This window comes from Bradyrhizobium tropiciagri (genome assembly GCF_001189845.1).
GTDB classification, from domain to species: domain Bacteria; phylum Pseudomonadota; class Alphaproteobacteria; order Rhizobiales; family Xanthobacteraceae; genus Bradyrhizobium; species Bradyrhizobium tropiciagri.
Map to the genome: position 1 here is coordinate 126,383 of NZ_LFLZ01000011.1, position 14,430 is coordinate 140,812.

A 14,430-nucleotide genomic window follows, 5' to 3' on the forward strand; every position below is an offset into this window, starting at 1 on the left:
TTTTAGCGAACCAAACCCGAGCGCGCTTGCGTTGCGTCGCGCTCGGGCGAACATTCAGCCGGTAGCGTTTAGGCCGGTTGTGCGTTCTGGTCGCCCCGCTCTCGGCGTCGCCGCACCTTTGGATTCGCCATGGACCGCTCGGGCGACCAACGGTGGCACGCCCATCCGAAGCCGGCTCGTCCGCCCATCTAGCCAAGGCAGACGATCCGCGGTGTACACCGGGCTTGTCTCCCCGAGCCGCACTTTGGTCGTCAAGCCGGCTGGTCAGTATCCGGCGTAGTAGTCGTTCACTGTCTTGGTGCGGGCCGCATCCCCCCAATTCCAACTGGTCTCATTCGCGTACTTCGGCGCGCCCTTGAGCTGTTGCTCGGTCACGTTGGTGCGATAGCCTTCCAAATTGACATCGTACTTCAGAGTTCGCCACGGCAGAGGATAATGATCGTCGCCGATGCCGAGAAAGCCGCCGAAGCCGAGCACCGCGTAAGGAACCTTGCCGCTTACCTTGTCAATCATCACCCGTTCAATCGAACCAATCTTCTGGTTGTCGGCGCCGTAAACGGCGGTGCCCTCAACCTTGTCGCTGCCGATCAGGGCGCCGGTCTCTCGTTGTTGTGTTGCCATGTCGTCCTCCAGTAGTTAGACCAAAGCCAACAGGGACGGTCGGCCGAATGTTCCTAATGTCTAGAAGGCCTGTATCACCCAACAAAGATCTCGACGATCATCCATGCATCGGTGATCCGCAGTGATCCGGTCGGCTGGCTCGACTGGATGGCGTTCCGGAAGCCTGAAAGCAAGCAAACGAGGCATGGCCCAACGTCAGCTGAAAGCAAGGCACTGGGGCCGATTGCTTTGGCGCCTTTATTGCCCGAGCAGCGGCAGTCGCGAGGAAAGCAGGTCGTCGCAGAATCAATTTCATCGTGCGCGCTGGCAACGGGACGACCTAGGCTAGGTCGCGTTCTGGCCGAGGTCCTGTTCTCGCGTTGGCGACGGTTGCAGTGCAGCTTTGCCGGCCCGGGCAGCGGCGATCAGCTTGCGGTACTGTCCCTCATAATCGCGCCCCATCCGGCGCGCCGAGAAGCGTTCCTCAAATCGGGCGCGCACCTTTCGTCTGTCCAGCCGCCCCAGTTGGTTCACCGCGCTGATAGCCTGCTCCTCGCTGTCGACGATGAACCCGGTGATGCCATCATCGATAACCTCCGGCACTGATCCGGACCGATAGGCGATGACGGGCGTGCCGCAAGCCATTGCCTCAATCATCACGAGACCGAAGGGCTCAGGCCAGTCAATCGGAAATAACAGGGCTGCGGCGCCGGCAAGGAATGGCTGCTTCTTTGCATCATCGACCTCGCCGACGAGCCGAACGTTCTCACCGTCGATGTGGGGCTGAAGTTGCTTCTTGTAGTATGCAGTCTCGGCGCGCGGTATCTTGGCCGCGATGCGCAGCGGCTTTCCGGCAGCGTGTGCGATGCGGATCGCATCTTCTGGACCCTTCTCCGCTGAGAGGCGCCCGAGAAACGCCAGGTACGAGCCTTCTTCATACGACGGCCGGAGTAAATTCACCGGCAGACCGTGCTGGACGGTGCCACTCCAGTTCGCGTCAGCAAGCGGAAGGCGCTGATGTTGGGAAATCGACACGAAACTGGCATTCGGAAAATGTCGGATGACGTGGTGCAGTCCCGGCAGGTCGAGCCGGCCATGCACGGTGGTCAGAAATGGTACGCCGAGCCGACTTAGCAGCGGGAGTGGCAGCCAGTCGATGTGAGCGTGGATCACATCGAAGTCACTCGCCCGTCTCGCGATCGCTTCCAGCAGCAGGGTGCAGGCGGCGCTCGGGTCGGCACCCTTCCGGCCAAGGCGCAGTGCATGCGGCCACACGGGATGAAGGGTGCCGCGTGTCCGGGAATCGCCGCTCGCAAACAGCGTGACGTCATGTCCCAGGTCGACCAGTTCGTCCACCAACCACGCGACCACACGCTCGGTGCCACCGTAAAGCTTTGGAGGGACGCTCTCTGCCAAGGGAGCCAGCTGGGCGATGCGCATGGGTGCCGATCCCTAGGCCCCGCAAATTGATCGCAGGACAAGCACAATCGTTGCGGATATTAGATACGAAATGGCGAGCAATGTCCGGTTCGGCCCTGCACTACTGGCCGTTACCTGCTGGACAAGAGCTTCAACTCGTCTCAGCATACGTCGTCGGGGAGCCGCTCGAGACAAGTCAATCCAAGACATGCGAGCTCCTCAGCATCGCCTTCACACGCTTCCCGTTTCTCATCGAGGTGACGCTCGAGCAGGCATCGGCGGTCGTCCGCAGAATCGACTAATCGACTCCGGTGTGGGTAGCCAGGTAAATAGACCACGCAGTATCTACTGCTTTTCGTATCGGGCTCTTATCGACCATCTTCTGCTCCGATGAGCAAAACATCATGCGGTGGCAACTCGATCCGTCGGCGAAAGTTGCTACTTCTTCCCGAGTACCCCGAAGGTCGATGACGCGCGCCGTTTCGGCAACGTTCGATATCGCGATGACGTTCGACCTGAATTCGGCGGCTCGGTGTCCACCCAGCGGCATTGCCCTCGATCGAGATCGCGATACCTGGGCTCAGTCGACCCTCACTGATCTGCTCTCGAGCCTTGCGTCGCGCCCTTTCTGGTTGCCTTCTGCGGGTCTCCTCCGCTGCGATCGTCGAACGCGGCGCGCCCAGACTCGACTCATCCCCCTCATCTGATACTCACGTCTGGCCTCGTCGAGGACCGCCTGCGCCTTGTTCGATCCTGCCGCTATGCGTCGCCATGGGGTCATCGGTTTAGTCGGCGGCCCTGAGGGCAGAGATTGCTGCCGGCGCACGATGCCTCCAGAGCCGCCTTCATCGAGGGAGGAGAGATAGGCAAGATCAAGAAGCCCGGCTAGCTTCCCCGGCAACAAGCTTGTGCGGTTCGTAGCTCTTCTAGCGCCGGCGAGCTACCCAGACTCCTAGGAGGAACGCGACGAACAGCGACTGCAGTGGAGCCTTTAGTGTTATCCCTCGCAGATGCTCCGAAAAACGTCGCAAAGGCGAGGGCAACGAGAGAGCATCCACTTCCGCCTCTCGGCCCGGCGTCGTCGCGGAAGCGCGCCTGGTATCCAGATCGTCCACGAGGCCGGAGGCCTCGGTCATCGCAGAGGCTTCCCTCATATCCATGCCAGTCCTCCCATGGTCGCAGCGGAGCAACTGGCCTCTGGAGGGCTGGTTCCTACGCGGCTGCCGACGACGGAGCGGGGCCGACCGGGGGGCACCATGAGCGCTGGCTCGTTGACGGGACCGGCGAGGTCGGCGCCAGGCGCCGATGGCCGGCCCAGGGGGTGTCGATGGAGGCTTGAGACCTTCCTCGGACGACCTCCTCTTGGGGAGGTTTTCAAATCGGGCGACATTCTAAAAGCCGGGAGAGTGCGATGCTTAGGAAAACCCTCATCACACTAATCGCAGTAATGGCCGTGGCGTCGGGGAGAGACCGCTGAACTGGCCGCCTCCCCATAGCATGAGGTCGATCGGAAAGCATTTGTCAGTCGACTTCCTGGACGACAGTCCGGGTCTCGGGATCAACCAACATCACCCGCTCGCCCGAGTAAACATAGCGATACCGCGTGAGCGACGGTCCCTAATCGGCCGGCACGGCTTCAAGCTCGACGTCGCGCGGTACTGGGGAGCCGACAACGATTTTTTCCTGCGTTTCGACGGGACGAATCTTGTGCTCGGTCACGTAACTGTGGATTCGGGTGCGATACTCCGGCTCGATCTGAACCGCAGCATTATGCCCGGCGCCAGTTGTACCATCCGAGATTTTCACCCAGGCTCGCTGAGTGCCCTTCCCGACCAAGGTTCTCGCCCTTTTGGCTCCTTCGACTTCGCAGGACTAGTTGTGGAAGGCTTTGGCTTGGTCTGATGACGTAGGTAGCGCCGAGGCGTTTGGCCTCTCCGGAAAGCTCGCGCTGGCGTCTGGGACCCTACTGCCGCTTCAACAATTCACCGACGTCGACGCCTAGTGCCTTGGCCAACTTCCCCAGCATTGTAACCGACGCGCTATAGCTGCCGGTCTCAAGTGCGAGCCGACCAATGGTCGCTGCGAATGCACCCGTCGGCGTCCTCTATCAAGTCCCGAAAACCGGGAAGCTAAGGTCATCGGTCCAGAAAGCGCTGCCCTCAGCGTTGATGCGCACGACCAACGGTATTCCCGTCGCGACGAGACTTGTCCAATGCGACCAAATCGCCTCGCTTGCCGCTTCCTTGTCTACCAAGGGAACAGCATCCTCGAGGTCGAGAATTACGGCGTCAGCGCCGCTCGCAACGGCCTTCTGGAATCGTTCCGGCCGGTTGGCCGGGACGATGGGCGTGGCTCACTGCTGGATCGGCACCATGCCGTGCAACTGGAATCACCGCAAGGCGATGGCGCACTACCTCCATCACGACGACGAGGCAAAGCAGGACGCGCAGATCAAGCGCATCAAGCGGCGCAAGCAAGCGGCCAGAAAGTGAACATTTGTCGGAATGGATTCCGCGCTCTTGTCGGAATGGAAATTAACAAGCCCGATAAGTACTTGAAATCATTGGAGCGGGTGAAGGGAATCGAACCCTCGTATTCAGCTTGGAAGGCTGCTGCTCTACCATTGAGCTACACCCGCATCGAACGATCCCCTAACACGGCCCGACGGCCGCCTCAACCGCCTCGGCGGGCGTCCTTGTGCACAGGTCCATCGCAATATGCCCGCGTATTCCGCCGGTTCCTGGCGCGGACGGGCCGGATCGCGGCCTTAACAGCGGCAGATTCGCCACCTATATTGCTGGTCCCATCAACAAAGAAAGGAGGTGATCTAGTGTCTTGTCTCAAGCGCTGTCACCTCGCTGGGATCGCCCGCTAGGCGCTGAGCAATCAGCCTGGCATCGGGGCGCTCTCAGCCCTGGACCAGCGAGACATCAAAACCGGGGGCGCGGCGGAAGCAACTCCGCCGCGCCTTTTTTGCTGTTCGAGCGGCGCGATTCGCCGGCGCCATGCGACCTGCGGGATACCTTGTCGCAGCATAAAATCGGTCCGATCCGCTACACATGAAATGTCGGCGTCGGCGGGCGCGGGACGTCCTAGAGCATGATCCGGAAAAGTGCGAAGCGGTTTTCCGGAATAGATCGTGCTCGAACATCATCGCGCGTCAGCGCCTGCCGCATCAGAAATGAGGAGTTCACTAGATGCTTTATGCCATCCTGGCCTATCACGTCGAAGCCGAGGTCAAGTCGTGGAATGCCGATGAGGACGCAGCCGTGATGGCTGGCCTGCGCGAGGTCCATCAACGGCTGAAGGGCCGGCTCGGCCCGGCTGCACGGCTCGGCGAGACCCGCAAGGCCAGCACCCTGCGCGGGCCGGGCCACGGCGTCGTGATCGATGGACCGTTCGCGGAAACCAAGGAGCAACTGCTCGGCTTCTACGTGATCAATTGCGCCGATGAAGCGGAGGCGATCGCCGCGGCGCGCGACTTGCGCAGCGTCAATCCGTCGGCCGTCTACGAGATTCGCGCGCTGAAGCTCTTTATCCCCGGCGCGGCATTTCCGGAGACCGCAGGCCCGAGCGACGCCTAGCAATCTGTTCAGCGGCTGGAGCGCTTCGGCAATTTCGGCAGCTTGCTCGGATCGAACTTCGGCATCAGCAGATCCGGCGGCGGCTCGGGCGTCACGTCCTGGCTCGGAATCAGCGTCACCTCGAAGGCGAGATCGGGCACGGCGTCGGCCCTGCCGGTGGCGGTCGCGATCGCGCCGCTCGCGACTCCCTCGAGCCGCACCACGAGATCGTCGGTGCCGAACACTGTCTGATGACCTTCGGAGTGCCGCGTAGCGGTGAGGACGACGGAGAAGCGCTCGCCGTCGACCTCATAGGTGCCGTCGTAGCGCATGATGGCATCGCTGCCCCACAGCCTGCCGTCGGCGACGTGCACGGTGCCGGTGCCATCAGCGAGCGACGTGCGAAACCACGCCGCATAGGTGCCGTTCTTGAGCATGGAGCCTGTCTCCACCTGCTCCGTTTCTCCGCAAACGATCTGGGCACCGTTGCGTTAACAGGCGGTGAAGGAACCCGGCCTTCTCACGACCCTGCGCTCATTGGCCGTCGATCTGCCGTCCCATGATGGCGATCGCCTTCTGATAGACCCCTGCCGCGTTCCATGCCTCGATCGCGGCGAAGTTGGGTTCCCCGGGCTGATAGCCGGCGCCGGCGCGCCAGCCATTGGCGCGCAGGAAATTCGCCGTCGAGGCCAGCGCATTGGCGGCGACGTCGAGATTGCCGACACCATAGGCGAGGACGTTCTTCGGCATGAACTGGGTCTGGCCGATCTCACCATGCATCGAACCGCGCGTGCTGCCGGACAGGCTGCCGCGATCGATCAGCTTCAGCGCGGCATAGAGCTGCTCGGTGAAGAACTCCGGACGCCGGCAGTCATAGGCAAGGGTTGCGATCGACGACAGCATGTTCTGGTTGCCGCGCTGGCTGCCGAAGCCGCTCTCCATGCCCCAGATCGCGATCAGCGGTCCCGGCGGCACGCCGTAGCGCTGCTGGATCGAGGCGAACATCGCCGCTTGCGACTGCTTCAGCGAACGGCCGCGCGCCACGATGGTCGCCGACCCCCGCTTGGCCATGAACTGCTCGAGCGACAGGCCGAAGCTGCGCTGGCCGCGATCCGCGGCAATCGTCGCGCTGGCATAATGCGCCTGCATCAGCGCGTCGATCGCGGTGGCGCCGACGCCCTTGGCCCGCGCCTCGCCGGCAAACTGTTCCTTCCAGGCTTCGAACCCGCCGGGCCCGTTGCCGCACTGCGCCGCGTTCGCCTCTGTGCCCAGCGTTGCAACCATCACGACGATGGCGAGCGCCGACGTCGCGATCTGCCAGCCCCTGATCATCCGAAACCTCCTCCGAAAAATGTGCCGCCGCCCCCGCGGGCGCGGCGCTGACGATGGCCTGACGTAGATGACCCGGCGATGAACGATCCGCCTCAGATTCGGCCGCGGATCGTCACGATATGTCGGCTGTGGCGAGTTGACCATCCCGGCCGATAGCCGCTCTACCGCATGGATGCCGCGTGACGGCGTCACACCTATCACTGTCGTCCCTGCCCTGGTGGGCTGAGCTCTCTCGGTTCGTCGTCCTGGCGAAAGCCAGGACCTATAACCACCGAATTCGATGATGAACGGGATCGTGGCCACGGCGTCGTGCAACAATTGAGATTTGGGGTAATAGGTCCTGGCTTTCGCCAGGACGACGATGAGGATGGTTCTCGATTCCAGATGCCGCACAACGCAGTGTCATCGCCCGGTCGAAAACCCGCTAAGGCACCTCGCCTCGCCTCAATGGGCCGACGGTCTGCGGGCGGTTGAGGAAGAACTCGCGGTTGCCGAGTGCGGCCTCCGCATACTGGTCGATCGCGACGATGATCGCCTGCACGTGGTGATAGCACCAGCCTTCCCGCGTTGCCCTGTGCCGAACCTCGGCCAGTGCCTTGATCCAGGGCGCATGATCATCGCTGTCGTGGAAATACCGAAGCGGCTCTCTCATCTTTCCTCCGGCAAATCACATCTTCCAGCTCGGCGCGCTTGCGCGACAGCAAGAGCTGCGCAGACGCACTGTCGCGCCCGGCACGCCTGAGCCGGTTCACGGATGAATCGAGCGCGCGCAACTCGGCGCGCAGCCGCTGCGTCCTGACGGCGTCATCAGGCACGCGCTTCGCCGGCGACGAGTTCTTTCTTCGCCGCGCGAAGAAAGATGGGTGTCGCGGCCCGGCAGCGCGGAGCAACGCTCGCATGCACGATGATCGGGTCGCGGTCGCCCAGCACGGCCCGCTCTTCGACCAGACGGCTCATCACCAGGCGCATCTTCAGGAGGTCCCCGGCAACGAAGGCGCAGTCCTCGTCCCGGTTGATCTGCTGTCGCATGATCGCCTCTGCCTCGAGCATGCTGACGCGCAGCGCCCTGATCTGCCTGCGAATTTCGCTGATACGGTTGTCCATGGCGGCCTCCTACTCACGGTGGAGGGCAATTAGAACAAAACAAGAACGTCGAGTCAAGTGATGACAAGCGGCGGAGCCGTCGTCGCGGATGGTGTCATCGAAACGCGATCAGGCCCGTTCCTTCTGCCGGAACCGCTGACATCATGATGTTCACGGACTCAACGTGACGATGTTCGATGCAGCGAGATCCGCCACCGACGAACGCACATGGCCGGGGGTCACGCGAACGCACGCAAAGCACCGAGACGCAGCGAAGGCGCGACAGACCGTCACAGCCGACGGTCTCTGTCATTTTGCCGCCTTCTCCTCACCGGATATGCGCGTCGTCAAAGCTCCGAGTGCAGGCTGCTGCCGCAGACAAACAGCCGACACATGGCTGTGGAACAATGCACCATTAAAACTTGTCTACCTAAGTAGACAAGTTAGAATAGGGTCAGATTCTGTTTCGATCATTGCGCAGTACATGACCAAGTCCTCCAAGCTGGTTGCCGCGAAGCGCGGCAAGGTTCTTCTGGTTCGACGCCGATCTGACGGGCTGTGGATGTTCCCCGGCGGCCGCAGGCGCGCGCGCGAGACCGGGAAGGATTGCATCAAGCGCGAGATCAAGGAAGAGCTGCCGAAGCTCAAGCTCGGCCGGCTCAGCCTCTGGAAGGAAGTGACGGCCAAGAACAAGCGTTCCGGCCGCAGGATGAGCGACGCGATCTTCATCGCCAAGAATGCCAAGGGACGGCTGGCGATCGGCGACAAGAAGGAGATCGACCGCGCCGCCTGGCAGAAGCCCCGCGGAATCCGCCTGACGGCGACCTCGCGCTACATCCGCGACCGGCTGTTTCCGAGAAAGTAGCAGCGCCGGAGATCGACGGGGGGCGCTGATTTCGGCGCCGCGATCTGGCGATTGCGCCGGCATATCTTGCTTATTTCTTGAGCTTCGCACTCCATTGACGCGTGCTAGGAATGACGTGATCCGTTTCGTATCGGACCACGACATGAGCCCGAATCCGCCAGCATGACCTTCCCCTCCAACCGCCAGCGGCGGCTATTCAGAATCGTCTCCGCGCGTTGGCAACGCCGGGCCATCTTCCTGCTGGGCGGCATTGCGGTCGGTGCGGCGGCTGTCGCGCTCGCGCAGCTCGCCGATTTGGCGCAGATCGCCTTTTCGGCGCTGGTGTCGCATTTCCGCTATGCCTCGCTGCTGCTCACGCCCGCCGGCTTCGCGCTGTCGGTCTTCCTGACCAATCGCTTCTTTCAGAACGCGCAAGGCAGCGGCATCCCGCAGGCGATCGCCGCCCGCCATCTGACCGACCAGACCGCGCGCGAAAGTCTGGTTTCGCTGCGCGTTGCGGCCGGCAAGATCCTGCTGACCCTGTTCGGCCTGCTGTGTGGCGCGTCGGTCGGGCGTGAGGGACCGACGGTGCAGATCGGCGCGTCGATCATGTTTGCGCTCGGCCGCTTCTCGCCCCGCCGCCAGCCCGGCCTGATCCTCGCCGGTGCGGCCGCGGGTGTCGCGGCAGCCTTCAACACGCCGCTCGCGGGAATCGTGTTCGGCATCGAGGAGATGAGCCGCGCCTTCGAGACACGAACCTCCAGCCTGATCATCGGCGCGGTGATCGCCGCGGGCCTGACCTCGCTCGCGCTGATGGGCAACTATACGTATTTCGGCACCAGCGCGACGGGCTTGCGCAACGGCGCCGACTGGCTCGCGATCCCGCTCTGCGGCGTAGCCGGCGGTCTGGCGGGCGGCGTGTTCAGCCGCATCCTAATCGCGACGGCACGCGGATTTGCCAATCCGGCCGGGCGCGCGATCAAGCGCTATCCGGTCGGCTTTGCCGCGATCTGCGGACTGGCGGCGGCGATCTGCGGGATTGCGTCCGACGGCGCGATCTACGGCACGGGATATCAGCAGGTGAAGTCCGCGCTCGAAGCCGGGTCACAATTGCCGACGAGCTTCAGCGTGTGGAAATTCCTCGCCACCACGTTCGCCTCGATCAGCGGCATGCCCGGCGGCATCTTCGCGCCCTCGCTCGCGGTCGGCGCCGGGCTCGGCTCCAACATTGCCCCGCTGTTTCACGGCGCGCCGCTGCCCGCCATCATGCTGCTCGGCATGGTTTCATACTTCGCAGGCGTGGTTCAGGCGCCCATTACGGCCTTCGTGATCGTCACCGAGATGACCGACAATCACGCAATGGTGGTGCCGCTGATGGCCGCGGCCCTGATCGCGCATGCGAGCTCGCGCCTGATCTGCAAGGAAGGCGTCTATCACGCCCTCGCCAAGGGATTCATCGACCGGGCTTCGCCGGCGTACAAGACGACGCCGGCCTGAGATGTCCGGCCGATCAGACTTCAGCCGTTATAGGCAAACAGCTCGATCGGCTCGCTGAAGCCGCGCACCGCATGCTCGCCGGCATGTTCGAGTGCGAAATCGTGCTCGACCAGATCGGCAAATGCGCGCGACAGCAGCACGTTCCTTTTCAACTGCTTGGTCAGCGCTTCGAGGCGCGAGGCCATGTTCACGGCAGGACCGATCACGGTGAAGTCGAGCCGGCTGCGCGACCCGATATTGCCGTACATGACGTCGCCGACATGAACGCCGATGCCGTAGTTCATCGGCGCCCGGCCCATCATGCTGTTCTTTTCGCTGAGCGCGGCCATCGCCAGCCGTGCCTCGGACACCGCGTGCAACAGGTTGGCGCAGGCCTTGGGCTCGCTGAGCGGGAAAATGGCGAGCAGCCCGTCGCCGATAAATTTCAGGATTTCGCCGCCGTGCCGCGCGATCGGCTCCGACATCGCGTCGAAATAGTCGTTGAGGAGATCGATGACATCATCGCGCGGCCAGGAGTCCGAGATCCGGGTGAAATCCCTGAGGTCGCAGATCATGATCGCGGCACGCACGGTGGTGCCGCTGCCCCGCCGCGTCGCGCCGGCCAGGATCATCTCGCCGGCATGCGAGCCGACATAGGTCTCCAGCAGCGTCCGCGCCAGGCGGTTCTTCATCCGGATCTCGCTGACCAGCGCCAGCACCGGCATCACCTTCCGCAGCTCGGCGATATCAGCCTCATCGAAGCCGCCGGCACGGTCGGTCGCGAAGGTCACGACATGCCGCTTGCCGAGCGTATGCAGCAGCGGCCAGGCCACATAGTCGGTCAGGCCTTGCGCGCGCATATCGTCAAAGAGCGCGTGCTTGCGGCCCTGTGACGGGTCACGTTCGAGCTTCTCGCGCACCTCGTCCGCGCCCTGGTGGATCTCATAGACCGGACTGCCGATATATTCCGATCGCTGCTGGACATCGTAGTCGACCCGCGTGATCTCGGCCTCGCGCTTGCCGTCGGCCCAGATGATGCGGGCCCCGAGCCACTGCGGATGCTGGATCAAGAGATTCATCGTCGCCCGCTTGAGCGGGATGCCCCCGCCCTGCAGCCGGAGGCACAGCTCGGCGAAGATGTTGTCGATGAATCGCTGGTCGCGGGTCTGGTTGGTCAGCCAGTTCACAACGTCGCCGTCGGACTGCGGCGTAACGGAATCGATGTTGGGCGCGTTCATGGCTGGCTCCGGAGCGGCGGGTGGGGTCGGCACGCGATATGTCGTGCTTCCGCCCGGCCGCGTCAACGCCGCCAAGAGCAATGTGATCGGCTAAATCGGCGCCACCGGCTTCCGCGTGACGACGCGAGAACGAGCGCTCTGCCCGCGAGCGTGCTCAGGCGCCTAGCCGCCCAGCCGATCGACCTCGGCCTTGCCGGCCTTCATGACGAGCGGGATGTGCTCGCCCTGGCCGAGCAGGCACGACACATCGCGCAGCGGATTGCCTTCCACCACCAGCAGATCGGCGAAGGCCTGCGGCGCGATCCGGCCGAGCTTGCCTTCCATGCCGAGCACCTCGGCGCCGACAATGGTTGCACTGGCGATCACCGCCTGCGCACCCAGCAATTCGGCGCGGATCCGGAACTCGTCACTCTGCAGGCGCTGCGATGGCCCGAGCAGGTCGGTGCCGAATCCCATCTTCACCCCGGCCTCGCGATAGATCGCGAGCGAGCGCAGGCCGGCGTCGCGCACGTCGGCGACCTTGGCGACGCTCGCCGCCGGCAGGCCGTATTTCGCGCCCTCATTGGCCAGCGCCTCATAGGTGACCAGCGTTGGCACGACATAGGCGCCCTGCTCCGCCATCAGGCGCGCGGTCGGAAGATCGACCAGATTGCCGTGCTCGATGGTACGCACGCCGCAGCGCACCGCGCGCTCGATCGCCTCTGCGGTGTAGGCATGGGCCAGCACATAGGTGTGACGCGCCTTCGCTTCCGCGACGATGGCGCGGATCTCGTCCTCGGAATAACCGTAGGCGCCGATCGGATCGGTCGGCGACGCGACGCCGCCGGAGGCCATGATCTTGATCTGGTCGGCGCCCATCTGCAGCTCCTCGCGCACCGCCTTGCGCACCGCATCGACGCCGTCGACGACGCGCGCGATCGCGCCGACCCGCACGCAGCAGGAGCAGGTCGGGTCGGCCAGATAGTCCGAGCGGGCACGCCCGTCGCCATGCCCGCCGGTCTGGCTGAGCGCGCGGCCGGAGACGAACAGCCGGGGTCCATCGGTCAGGCCGGTGTCGATCGCCTGCTTCAGCGCATAGCCGGCGCCGCCGGCATCGCGGACAGTGGTGAAGCCACGCTTCAGCATGCCGCGCAACAGCATGGTCGAGCGCAGCGTCACCAGCACGTTGGCCATGCGGGCCTGCTGCGACAGATCGAGCTCGACCGCGACTGCATGGACATGCAGGTCGATCAGGCCGGGCATCAGGGTCTTGCCCTTGAGATCGATGACGCGGTCGGCCGAGGCGTCGATCGGCCGATCGGAGACTTCCTTGATCAGGCGATCCTCGACCAGCACGTGGTGCCCTTCGAGCAGATCGGAGCGCAGCGGATCGAGCAGCGCGGCATTCTTGAAGAGGATGGTGGACATGAAGGATCTCCTGTCAGGACGCCGCTGTGGTCACGCGGTCTTGCTTGCAATTTCTTCCAGTGATCGGCCGCGCGTCGGCACACCCATCAGCACGACGGTGAGCGCGCCGATCAAGAGGACCGATGTGGTGACGCCGAACACGCCGGCAAAGCCGAAGTTCGGATAGAGATAGCCGACCAGGATCGGCGCTGCGATCGCACCGATGCGGCCGATCGCGGATGCGAGGCCTGCGCCTGTGGTGCGGATCGATGTCGGGAACACCTCGGCCGTATAGGCATAGACGCCCGCATAGGTGCCGTTCATGAAGAACGACAGCAGCAGGCCGGCCGTCATGATCTCGCCATCGCTCTTGGCAAAGGCGAGCCCGAGCGCGCTGACGCCGCCGAGCAGCATGTAGGTCGCGATCGTCGCCTGCCGTCCTATCTTTTCATTGAAGAAGGCGGCGGTGAAATAGCCCGGCACCTGCGCGCAATACATCGCGAGCGAATAGCCGAAGCTCTTGGTGATGCTCATGCCGTTCTGCACCAGGAGGCCCGGAATCCAGACGAAGAAGGAATAGTAGCTGAACGTGATCGACAGCCACATGATCCAGGTCATGGTGGTGATGCGGGCCTGGCGGCCGGCCAGCAGCGCCGCAAAATTGCTCAGCAGCGTTCCCGTCGATACGGCAGGCAGCGCGGGCTCGGGGACCGGAGCCGGCAGCACGCGGCCTTCGCGCGCGAAGACAGCCTCGATCTTGTCGAGCACCACTTCGGCTTCCTTCGCCCTGCCGCGGCTTTCCAGCCAGCGCGGCGATTCCGGCAGCGACCTCCGCCACCACAGCAGCATCACGACCGGCACGGCAGTGATGACGAGCACGATACGCCAGCCGTTGTCGTAGGCCGGCACGATGAAATAGCCGAGCAAGGCGGCGGCGACGAAGCCGAACGAGAAGAAGCCGGCGAGCGCGCCGGTAAAGGCGCCGCGGTAACGCCGCGCCACGAACTCGGCGAGATATGGCGCGATGATCGCGCTTTCCGCGCCGGTGCCCATGCCGGCGACGACGCGCGCGGCAAAGAACGCCGGCCAGCTGTCCACCGCAGCGCTTACCAGCGAGGCCACACTGTAGAGTGCCAGCGCCGACATCATCACGGCGCGGCGGCCGATCAGATCGCCCAGCGTCCCCGCGAGCAGCGCGCCGAAGAGATAACCGACGAAGGTGCTGCTGCCGAGCACGCCGGTCTCGACATTGGTCAGGTTCCAAGCGGTGCGCAGCACCGGCAGGATGAACGCCAGCACCGCGGCATCCATCGCGTCGAACAGATAGCCGAGGCCGCCCATCAGCAGCAGGTGCACATGGAAACGCGCGAACGGCAGGCGCTCGATGCGCGCCGAAATCATCGACATGAAATAGCCCCCCTCCGCCCCGCGATCGGCACACGCCGCAGGGTCAGCCGGGGAATGATAGACAAATCGGCATTATGAGAAT

At 63.7% G+C, this 14,430-nt stretch carries 13 protein-coding genes, 1 tRNA gene and 1 pseudogene; 4 read left to right on the forward strand and 11 right to left on the reverse strand.

The annotated features are described in order from the left end of the window. Nucleotides 1-264 precede the first annotated feature (264 nt). From AKN84_RS12040 to AKN84_RS48905, 3 genes and pseudogenes are all read right to left on the reverse strand, one after another. The gene (locus AKN84_RS12040; protein ID WP_050420916.1) at nt 265-621 is read right to left on the reverse strand and encodes a PRC-barrel domain-containing protein; all 357 of its coding nucleotides are present in this window, start codon (nt 619-621) and stop codon (nt 265-267) included. Between the two features lie 324 nt (nt 622-945). Next, the gene (locus AKN84_RS12045) at nt 946-2,040 is read right to left on the reverse strand and encodes a glycosyltransferase family 4 protein (protein ID WP_050420917.1); all 1,095 of its coding nucleotides are present in this window, start codon (nt 2,038-2,040) and stop codon (nt 946-948) included. Between the two features lie 1,500 nt (nt 2,041-3,540). Beyond that, nucleotides 3,541-3,825: pseudogene (locus tag AKN84_RS48905) on the reverse strand (DUF1236 domain-containing protein). Nucleotides 3,826-4,091: 266 nt separating this feature from the next. Between AKN84_RS48905 and AKN84_RS50655 the strand changes: the two are divergent. Then, nucleotides 4,092-4,511: a hypothetical protein gene (locus AKN84_RS50655; RefSeq protein ID WP_430649903.1), complete on the forward strand. Its 420-nt coding sequence runs from the start codon at nt 4,092-4,094 to the stop codon at nt 4,509-4,511. Nucleotides 4,512-4,583: 72 nt separating this feature from the next. Here the strand turns inward: AKN84_RS50655 and AKN84_RS12070 are convergent. Next, a tRNA-Gly gene (locus tag AKN84_RS12070) sits at nt 4,584-4,657 on the reverse strand. 559 nt (nt 4,658-5,216) lie between these two features. Between AKN84_RS12070 and AKN84_RS12075 the strand changes: the two genes are divergently transcribed. Continuing rightward, nucleotides 5,217-5,603 carry a YciI family protein gene (locus AKN84_RS12075; protein ID WP_050420922.1) on the forward strand — a complete coding sequence of 129 codons (387 nt, stop codon included), beginning with the start codon at nt 5,217-5,219 and terminating at the stop codon, nt 5,601-5,603. An 8-nt stretch (nt 5,604-5,611) separates the two neighbouring features. On the opposite strand, the gene AKN84_RS12080 is transcribed toward AKN84_RS12075, so the two are convergent. The 4 genes from AKN84_RS12080 to AKN84_RS12095 form a co-directional block, all read right to left on the reverse strand. Continuing rightward, nucleotides 5,612-6,019: a hypothetical protein gene (locus tag AKN84_RS12080; protein WP_050420923.1), complete on the reverse strand. Its 408-nt coding sequence runs from the start codon at nt 6,017-6,019 to the stop codon at nt 5,612-5,614. Between the two features lie 97 nt (nt 6,020-6,116). Then, nucleotides 6,117-6,866 (reverse strand): lytic murein transglycosylase, encoded by a 750-nt coding sequence (locus tag AKN84_RS12085; RefSeq protein WP_430649905.1) that lies wholly within the window; start codon nt 6,864-6,866, stop codon nt 6,117-6,119. A 472-nt stretch (nt 6,867-7,338) separates the two neighbouring features. Further along, entirely contained in the window at nt 7,339-7,566 is a 228-nt protein-coding gene (locus AKN84_RS12090; RefSeq protein WP_050420925.1) for a hypothetical protein, read from the reverse strand. Between the two features lie 155 nt (nt 7,567-7,721). Next, entirely contained in the window at nt 7,722-8,018 is a 297-nt protein-coding gene (locus AKN84_RS12095; RefSeq protein ID WP_050420926.1) for a hypothetical protein, read from the reverse strand. A 463-nt stretch (nt 8,019-8,481) separates the two neighbouring features. On the opposite strand from AKN84_RS12095, the gene AKN84_RS12100 reads away from it, so the two are divergent. Together AKN84_RS12100 and AKN84_RS12105 are read left to right on the forward strand one after the other, a co-directional pair. After that, nucleotides 8,482-8,862, forward strand: coding sequence for an NUDIX hydrolase (locus AKN84_RS12100; RefSeq protein WP_050420927.1), 381 nt, complete (start codon nt 8,482-8,484; stop codon nt 8,860-8,862). Nucleotides 8,863-9,024: 162 nt separating this feature from the next. After that, on the forward strand, nt 9,025-10,338 hold the full coding sequence (locus AKN84_RS12105) for a chloride channel protein (RefSeq protein WP_050420928.1): 1,314 nt from the start codon (nt 9,025-9,027) through the stop codon (nt 10,336-10,338). Between the two features lie 20 nt (nt 10,339-10,358). On the opposite strand, the gene AKN84_RS12110 is transcribed toward AKN84_RS12105, so the two are convergent. From AKN84_RS12110 to AKN84_RS12120, 3 genes are all read right to left on the reverse strand, one after another. Further along, entirely contained in the window at nt 10,359-11,555 is a 1,197-nt protein-coding gene (locus AKN84_RS12110; protein ID WP_050420929.1) for an adenylate/guanylate cyclase domain-containing protein, read from the reverse strand. 162 nt (nt 11,556-11,717) lie between these two features. Further along, on the reverse strand, nt 11,718-12,962 hold the full coding sequence (locus AKN84_RS12115; protein WP_050420930.1) for a metal-dependent hydrolase family protein: 1,245 nt from the start codon (nt 12,960-12,962) through the stop codon (nt 11,718-11,720). Between the two features lie 30 nt (nt 12,963-12,992). Beyond that, nucleotides 12,993-14,348 carry an MFS transporter gene (locus AKN84_RS12120; RefSeq protein ID WP_050420931.1) on the reverse strand — a complete coding sequence of 452 codons (1,356 nt, stop codon included), beginning with the start codon at nt 14,346-14,348 and terminating at the stop codon, nt 12,993-12,995. Nucleotides 14,349-14,430 lie beyond the last annotated feature (82 nt).

Excerpts from the sequence above, each read along its gene's own strand:
- AKN84_RS12105 (WP_050420928.1), top strand. The coding sequence starts at position 9,025 with ATGACCTTCCCCTCCAACCGCCAGCGGCGGCTATTCAGAATCGTCTCC.
- AKN84_RS12080 (WP_050420923.1), bottom strand. The coding sequence starts at position 6,019 with ATGCTCAAGAACGGCACCTATGCGGCGTGGTTTCGCACGTCGCTCGCT.
- AKN84_RS12040 (WP_050420916.1), bottom strand. The coding sequence starts at position 621 with ATGGCAACACAACAACGAGAGACCGGCGCCCTGATCGGCAGCGACAAG.
- AKN84_RS12095 (WP_050420926.1), bottom strand. The coding sequence starts at position 8,018 with ATGGACAACCGTATCAGCGAAATTCGCAGGCAGATCAGGGCGCTGCGC.
- AKN84_RS12075 (WP_050420922.1), top strand. The coding sequence starts at position 5,217 with ATGCTTTATGCCATCCTGGCCTATCACGTCGAAGCCGAGGTCAAGTCG.
- AKN84_RS12120 (WP_050420931.1), bottom strand. The coding sequence starts at position 14,348 with ATGTCGATGATTTCGGCGCGCATCGAGCGCCTGCCGTTCGCGCGTTTC.
- AKN84_RS12110 (WP_050420929.1), bottom strand. The coding sequence starts at position 11,555 with ATGAACGCGCCCAACATCGATTCCGTTACGCCGCAGTCCGACGGCGAC.
- AKN84_RS12115 (WP_050420930.1), bottom strand. The coding sequence starts at position 12,962 with ATGTCCACCATCCTCTTCAAGAATGCCGCGCTGCTCGATCCGCTGCGC.
- AKN84_RS50655 (WP_430649903.1), top strand. The coding sequence starts at position 4,092 with ATGGTCGCTGCGAATGCACCCGTCGGCGTCCTCTATCAAGTCCCGAAA.
- AKN84_RS12090 (WP_050420925.1), bottom strand. The coding sequence starts at position 7,566 with ATGAGAGAGCCGCTTCGGTATTTCCACGACAGCGATGATCATGCGCCC.
- AKN84_RS12085 (WP_430649905.1), bottom strand. The coding sequence starts at position 6,866 with ATGGTTGCAACGCTGGGCACAGAGGCGAACGCGGCGCAGTGCGGCAAC.
- AKN84_RS12045 (WP_050420917.1), bottom strand. The coding sequence starts at position 2,040 with ATGCGCATCGCCCAGCTGGCTCCCTTGGCAGAGAGCGTCCCTCCAAAG.
- AKN84_RS12100 (WP_050420927.1), top strand. The coding sequence starts at position 8,482 with ATGACCAAGTCCTCCAAGCTGGTTGCCGCGAAGCGCGGCAAGGTTCTT.